Annotated in this window: 8 protein-coding genes and 1 other RNA gene; 3 read left to right on the forward strand and 6 right to left on the reverse strand. The window is 69.4% G+C overall.

The window, feature by feature from the left end:
* Positions 1-40: 40 nt before the first annotated feature.
* Genes ACFU7D_RS27870 through ACFU7D_RS27885 form a run of 4 tightly spaced genes read right to left on the reverse strand, consistent with a single transcriptional unit; the run spans position 41 to position 4,185 of the window.
* Positions 41-1,171: an NAD(P)/FAD-dependent oxidoreductase gene (locus ACFU7D_RS27870; protein WP_378873433.1), complete on the reverse strand. Its 1,131-nt coding sequence runs from the start codon at positions 1,169-1,171 to the stop codon at positions 41-43.
* Positions 1,168-1,356 carry a ferredoxin gene (locus tag ACFU7D_RS27875; RefSeq protein ID WP_378873435.1) on the reverse strand — a complete coding sequence of 63 codons (189 nt, stop codon included), beginning with the start codon at positions 1,354-1,356 and terminating at the stop codon, positions 1,168-1,170. Before ACFU7D_RS27875 ends, ACFU7D_RS27870 begins: the two co-directional genes overlap by 4 nt.
* On the reverse strand, positions 1,353-2,528 hold the full coding sequence (locus tag ACFU7D_RS27880) for a cytochrome P450 (RefSeq protein ID WP_378873437.1): 1,176 nt from the start codon (positions 2,526-2,528) through the stop codon (positions 1,353-1,355). Before ACFU7D_RS27880 ends, ACFU7D_RS27875 begins: the two co-directional genes overlap by 4 nt.
* A gap of 49 nt (positions 2,529-2,577) precedes the next feature.
* A complete protein-coding gene (locus tag ACFU7D_RS27885) occupies positions 2,578-4,185 on the reverse strand; it encodes an MFS transporter (protein ID WP_378873439.1) in 1,608 nt (535 codons plus the stop codon).
* Positions 4,186-4,348: 163 nt separating this feature from the next.
* Here ACFU7D_RS27885 and ACFU7D_RS27890 point away from each other — a divergent pair, with 163 nt between their 5' ends.
* Positions 4,349-4,990 (forward strand): TetR/AcrR family transcriptional regulator, encoded by a 642-nt coding sequence (locus ACFU7D_RS27890; RefSeq protein ID WP_378873441.1) that lies wholly within the window; start codon positions 4,349-4,351, stop codon positions 4,988-4,990.
* A 166-nt stretch (positions 4,991-5,156) separates the two neighbouring features.
* Here the strand turns inward: ACFU7D_RS27890 and rnpB are convergent.
* Together rnpB and ACFU7D_RS27900 are read right to left on the reverse strand one after the other, a co-directional pair.
* An RNA gene (gene rnpB, locus ACFU7D_RS27895) (RNase P RNA component class A) lies at positions 5,157-5,521 on the reverse strand.
* 13 nt (positions 5,522-5,534) lie between these two features.
* Positions 5,535-5,726, reverse strand: a complete 192-nt coding sequence (locus ACFU7D_RS27900) for a DUF1918 domain-containing protein (protein ID WP_045551181.1) — start codon at positions 5,724-5,726, stop codon at positions 5,535-5,537.
* Between the two features lie 88 nt (positions 5,727-5,814).
* Between ACFU7D_RS27900 and ACFU7D_RS27905 the strand changes: the two genes are divergently transcribed.
* On the forward strand, positions 5,815-6,240 hold the full coding sequence (locus ACFU7D_RS27905) for a tetratricopeptide repeat protein (protein ID WP_378873443.1): 426 nt from the start codon (positions 5,815-5,817) through the stop codon (positions 6,238-6,240).
* Between the two features lie 53 nt (positions 6,241-6,293).
* Positions 6,294-6,605: a 4a-hydroxytetrahydrobiopterin dehydratase gene (locus ACFU7D_RS27910; protein ID WP_378873445.1), complete on the forward strand. Its 312-nt coding sequence runs from the start codon at positions 6,294-6,296 to the stop codon at positions 6,603-6,605.
* The last annotated feature ends 76 nt before the right edge of the window (positions 6,606-6,681 follow it).

Raw genomic sequence — 6,681 nt, forward strand, 5'->3', positions numbered from 1 at the left:
GTCATGGACCGGCCCCGGTGCTGTTTCTGGTGTCGCGCGTTCAGCCGGCGGCGACCGCCAGGCGCCGCATCCTGGGGATCGGGATGCGGTAGTCGAGCGCGACCACGGTGGCCGGTCCGTCGGCATGGCGCCAGCGCATCAGCGCCGGCCCGCCTGGACCACCGTCGACGTACTCGGGTCGGCCGGAGGCCGGCATCGGGCCTACGGCCTTGAGGCTCAGCCCGAACGCCTCGGTCCAGAAGTACGGCCTCGGCTCGAGCACCGGGGCGTCCTGGCCGTGCAGCAGCGCGGTCGCTGCGACCTTGGCCTGCTCGATGGCACTGTTCCACAAGGGCGTACGCCGGTGGCCGCCGAAGACGGGCACGGCGGCGAGGTCGCCGACGGCCGCGACGTCGGGCGTGACCAGGCAGCGCTCGTCGACGTGGACCGGGCCACGGCCGGAGGGCAGGATGCCCGATCCGGCCAACCACTCCGTGTTGGGTACGTCTCCGACGGCGGTGAGGACCAGGTCGGCGCTCACCTCGGTCCCTTCGGCGCACATGACCCGGCCGCGGCCGACGATGGAGGCGCCGGCCGTCTCGACGACGTTCGCGCCGCGCTCGCGGGCGGCGGTGGTGAAGACTCGAGACAGGTGGGCGCCGAGCTGCGCGGCGAGCGGCGGTCCTTGGGAGACGACGCTCACCCGGCACCCCCGGGCGAGCGCGCCGGAGGCGATCTCCATACCGAGTGGACCGCCACCGACGACAACGATGCTCGGGGCGGTGATGACGCGCTCGCGCAGAGCCTGTGCGTCGGCGAGGGAGCGCAGTGTCATCTCCTCAGGCCCGCCGAGCCTCTGTGCGCGGGAGCCCGTTGCGATCACGACCTTGTCGTACGCCACCTCGTTGCCGTCCGACAGGACGACGACCTTGCGTGCCTGATCGAGTCCGGATGCGCGGGTGCCGAGGATCTCCTCGGCGCCGTGGTCGCTGGGCGGCAGCTCGTGCGCCGTGCTCGCTTGGTCGGCGGCATCGGCGAGGAGCGCCTTGGAGAGCGCCGGCCTGCTGTAGGCGGGCTCGTCCCCGATGATGATGAGGTCGCCGTCGAACCCTGCCTCGCGCAGCGCATCGGCGCTGGTGAGCCCGGCGATGCCGTGGCCCACGACGACGACTCGTTCCGTCGACGCGCTCATCCGATGCGGAGCGCGGCTACCGGGCAGACCCGGGCCGCAGCGCTGGCGGCCCGTGCGTCGGCCTCACCGACCTCGTCGACGTCGATGACGAGCTCACCGTCCTCATCGAGGTGCATGAGGTCGGGAGCGGCCTCCTCGCACAGGCCATGGCCCTCGCAGCGCGGGCGGTCGAGCAGGATCTTCATGCGGAGACGACCTTCGTGACGGGGAGCTCCTCGATGCTCCGGGTGATGTTGCTGGCGACCCGCACCTCGCCGCCGAGGTCGAGCCGTGCGACGCGGCGTGCGAGCGCCTCGATGACGGCATGCACCTCGAGCCGGGCGAGGCCCTGCCCAGCACAGCCGTGCGGTCCGTACCCGAAGGAGAGGTGGTCGACCGGGTTGCGTTCGACGCGGAAGACGTCGGGCTCCTCGAAGTGCCGCGGGTCGCGGTTGCCCGCACCGAAGAGAACCCCGACGTGCGCGCCCGCCGGAACGAGGAAACCGTCGATCTCGACCTCACGGGTAGCGCGCCGGCCCCACACATGCACCGGTGCCCAGAAGCGCAGCACCTCGTTGAACGCGGCCGGGACCAGCCTACGGTCGGCACGGATCGCGGCGAGCTGTTCCGGGTGCCGGCCCAGCAGGGCGATGGCGTTGCCGAGCGCGGCGACGGTCGTGTCGACGCCGGCCCCGAGATACTGGTGGATGATGTGGCCGGCCGTGCCCGGCGGGATGTCGCCGCGGGCCTCGGCGTCGAAGACGCCTCGTCCGACCGAGCCCGGCTGCAGATCGCCGGCGGTGACACTCGAGCACCAGGCGTACAGCTCACCGGCGATCGGGAAGCTCTCCGCGGTGCGCTGGTTCATCGGCCCGATCACCTGCATCGCGGCCTGACCCCAGCGCAGCATGTTGATACGTACGTCGCCGGTGAAGCCGATCAGGTCGGCGACGACCTCGAGCGGGAGGGCCCGTGCGATCTGGTCGATCGCGTCGAAGGAGCCGCGCCCGACCAGGTCGGCAACCAGCGCGTCGGCCTTCTCCTCGATCTGGAGCTTCAGGCCGCGCAAGGCCCGCGGTGAGAGGTTCTCGGTCAGCGCCGCGCGCAGGCGGGTGTGGTCCGGCGGGTCAGAGGCAAGCGAGGTTCCGGCGAGCGCCTCGTTGACCGCCGGGTTGAACCCGATCGCGCCGGCCGAGGAGAACGCGGCTGGGTCACCGAGCGCTCTCCGGATCGCGTCGTAGCGGGTCAGCACGTAGACATCGTTGAGCGGCAGGTGGACGACCGGGCCGAGATCGCGCAGGGCCGCGTAGGTCGGGTAGGGGTCGATCAGGATCTCATCGTCGAAGAGGTCGACGTCGGAATTCGGTGGTGTGCTCATGGCTTTCCAGGTGGTCGTGATGGACAGGTCGGGGGTCGGAGCCGAAGGATCAGGCCGTCGCCGGCACTTCGGCGGGATCGAGCTCGGCCGGTGCCTGGGCGCCGACAAGCCCCACCAGCGTGAGGACCGCGGCAACGGCGGCGCAGACGCCGCAGACCAGGAAGGCAAGGTTGTACGCCGCCCCCAGGGACTCCATGGCCAGGTTGGCGATCTCGGCCGGCATCGGCACCGGCTCGCCTCCGGGGATGACCGGCATCGAGTTGAGCGCCATCGCACCACCCCCGTGGCCGATCCCGACCGCCGCGTCCGCGTGCGTCTCATCGAGCGTGCCTGAGCCGACGAGCTTGCCGACCACGCCCTCCAGGTCGGCGACCAGGCGGGCGTTGGCCGACGCGGTCGCGACTGCTCCGACGAGCACCGGCCCGAGCGCGAAGCCCAGATCACGCAGCAGGTTGGTGGTCGCCGAGGCCATCCCGGCCAGACGCAGCGGGACGGTGTTGATCGCGACGGCCGTGATGGAGCCGACTGTCATCGCGAACCCGATACCCAGCGCCAGCATCGGCGCAATGAACCGGGTCCAGGTCATGTCGTTCACGTCGAAGGTGGAGCACCAGATGCCGGCCACCGCCATCGATGCGAATCCGATGCTGAGCACCCACCGTGGCGAGACGTTGCTGATCAGGCGCGAGACCACCGGCACCAGCACGAAGGCCGGTCCCTGGATGAAGAGGAACAGGATGCCGATGCGTACGGCTTCCTGGTGCTGGATCGCGCCGAGCCAGATCGACATCGAGAAGCAGATCCCGAGGAACGCGAACATGCCGATCACGGTCGCCATCGCGACCACCGCGTAGGCACGGTTGGAGAACAGACCGAGCTGGACGAGCGGCACCTCGGTGTGCAGCTCGATCCGGACGAACGCGGCGAGCAGGATCACGCCGAGGCCGGCCGCACCGATGATCATCGGCTGGCCGAACCCGACTTCCGAGCCGTGGGTGGCCGCGAAGAGCAGTGCGATCAGGCCGACCGCGAGGGTGACCTGGCCGGGGATGTCGAGCTTGCGTCCCTCCGGTGCGGAGGAGTCGGTGGCGGCGAACGTGACCAGGATGGAGACCGCGGCGGCCGCGACGACGATGAGGTACGCCGCACGCCAGTTGCCTGCGGAGGCGAGGGCACCACCCAGCATCGGCGCGATGGCCGCACCGATGGAGAGGAATCCGGCCCACAGCGCGATCGACTTCGCGCGCTGCTCCGCGCTCGGTGCCAGCGCGGCGATCATCGCGAGGGAGATCGGGTAGAGGACGGCGGCACCGAGACCAGCCACGATCTGACCTGCCCACAGAACCTCGACGCTGCCGGCGGCGTACGTCACCACTCCGCCGGCGGCGGTGAGGAGCGCGCCGACCTGCAGCAGACGCTTGCGGCCGAAGAGGTCGCCGATCACGCCGGTCGTCAGCTCGAAGACGACCATCGGGATCGCGAAGGCAGCACTGATCCAGGTCAGATCGGTGCCGCTGGCGGAGAACTCCGTCTGGAAGGTGCCGTTGAGGGCGCCGGGCAACGAGTAGGCGACCTGGGCGAGGAGAACTGCGAAGCAGCCCGCGACCACGGTCGCGGTGTATCGGGACGCCTTCACCGGCGCCACTGCTGTGGACATGAGGGGACTCCTGGGGGCTCGAGCCGTCTCCGAGTGTGATCGGCATCACGACCGGACCCAGGCAATCTGACATCTCACTAGACGGTGTGTCAAGTCACACGTCTCACTGTCTTCTGATCGTGGCGGCTCCGTGAGCCGTGGCTGATCGCACTAGAGTCGCGCCATGGCCAACCTGCGCGCAGCCCAGAAGCGGATGACCCATGAGCTCCTCCTCGACACCGGCCTCAACCTCTTCGGCGAGAAGGGGTACGCGTCGACGACTGTCGACGACATCGCCTCGACCGCGGGTGCCACCCGCGCCACCTTCTACGCTCACTTCCCCTCGAAGGTGGAGCTGATGAAGGCGCTCATCAGAGAGCGACTCAACGTCGAGCTCGGCCGGGTCCCGTCCGAGGATCATGGGAGCACGGCACGTGAGTTGGTCGACGTGGTCGCCGATGGCGGCGAAAAGCGGATTCGCGGGTGGCTCGAGGGTGTCTCCGCCCACTGGGACGCCATTCGTCCCTACACCGTCACCGCGTTCCAGGCGGCCGCGGTCGACCCCGAGATCCAGGCGCTGCTCGACGAGTGGACCGACGAGGTGGTCGGTGACATCACCGAAGGGCTCAACCGTGCCGGTCGTTTCGCTCCGGCGACCCGACGCCTGCGCGGTGTCATCGCTTTCACGGAGCTCGACCACGTAGCGCGGCACTGGACGCCGGGACACTGGGGAGTCGATCGTGACGAGGTCCTCACGGTGCTGACCGAGAGCTGGTGCGGAACCATCGGACGCGGCTCTGCTCAGGCTCGGCGCGACCCGGCATGAGTGTTGCGGGGCCCGGTGTCACGCCTGGGCGCCGCCCGGATCTTGATGAGGCCTATCTGTCAGAGTCCCTGTCGCCGCGAGTGAGCCCGGAACGCGGCCGAGACCGTCCGGGCTGTTCTACAAACGGCGCTCGGAGATGGACTGACGCTGGTCAAAGCCAGGAAAGCGGACGGGCTGGCCTGTAAGCCGGGTTCTGTAGTCGGCGACCATCCATCTCGGACCATCGTTGCCGATGGCCTCTAGCAACCTACCCGCGCACTCGGGCGGACCGCCCTCCCAGTGAACTAGCACCGTCGTACGCTGTCTGGTCTTGCTCCGGGTGGGGTTTACCTAGCTCCTCGTGTCACCACGAGGACTGGTGGGCTCTTACCCCACCGTTTCACCCTTACCGCTACCTGGAGGGTAGCGGCGGTCTGTTCTCTGTGGCACTGTCCCGCGGGTCACCCCGGGTGGCCGTTAGCCACCACCCTGTCCTGTGGAGCCCGGACTTTCCTCGACGTATCTCTACGACGCGATCGCCCGGCCAGCCCGTCCGCACAAAAGTCTAGTGTGAGGCGGGCTCGATGTGGGCATCCGGACCGGGGAAGACGAGCGACTCGTGGTCGCTGTCGCTCCAGCGTACGAGGTAGGGCGGGCTGCCGTCGGGGTGGCTGACCTCGATGATCTCGGCTTCTCGCATGTGGTCGCCGACGTGCTGGCCCATGACGACGAGGTGGTCACCTACTGATGCGTGCATGCGCGTTCACCTCCTATCCCTCACCATGGTGCTCCCATCGCGGGCCTGGATGGAATACGGTGGAGGGGTATCGCGTTCGGAGGGTGTGATGATGGAGAACGAGGACTTCGAGTACGTAGCCCCGGCTGTGGTCTTCCCGGGCCAGAGCGCCCACGAGGTGGCCTACCGGACGGCCCACGACCTGCTCTCGCGGCGTTTCCCGGTGGAGGCGCTGGAGATCCTGGAGCCGGCGCTGGCCGATGACCCCGACAACATCGGGCTGCGGAGCATGCGGGCGTGGGCCTACATGCTGCGGGCCCAGCTCGCCAAGGCCGAGGCCGAGCTGCGCTGGCTCGTCGATCGCGACCCCAGCGACGCCTGGAGCCAGCACTCGCTGGGCCGCGTCCTGGAGCGCCAGGACCGTCTCGAGGACGCGCTCGGCCCGCTGCGCCTGGCGGCCGTGATGAGCGACGACTACGACCATCACGCAGCCGTCTACCGCGTACGCAACCGGCTCGCGCAGCGCCAGGAGTGAGGTCGGCGGTGACCCGCGTGACGCGGCGGCCTCGGCGGTGGCAGGGTGGGGGTATGGAACCTGACACCACGACCCTCAACGCCGAGCAGGTCGCCCAGGAGGACCTGGCAGGCTGGACGTTCGACACCAGCGGTGAGGCCGACAGCATCGTCGTCCGTGTGGAGACCGGTGACTTCGTCACCGGTCTGGCGCTGGTCAACGCGATCGGGGCGAAGGCCGAGGAGGCCAACCACCACCCCGACATCGACCTGCGCTACCCGTACGTCGAGATCCGGCTCTCCAGCCACGACGCCGGCGGGGTGACCAGCCGGGACATCGCGCTGGCGAAGGTGATCAACGGGCTCTCGGCAGAGTCCGCGCTCTGAGCCGGCTCAAGCCAGGCGTGTCACCTCGACGCTGACCTCGACGACCGGCTCCTCGGGGCCCGAGAAGATCCCGCCC

Source organism: Nocardioides sp. NPDC057577, assembly GCF_042801335.1.
Taxonomy (GTDB): Bacteria; Actinomycetota; Actinomycetes; order Propionibacteriales; family Nocardioidaceae; genus Nocardioides.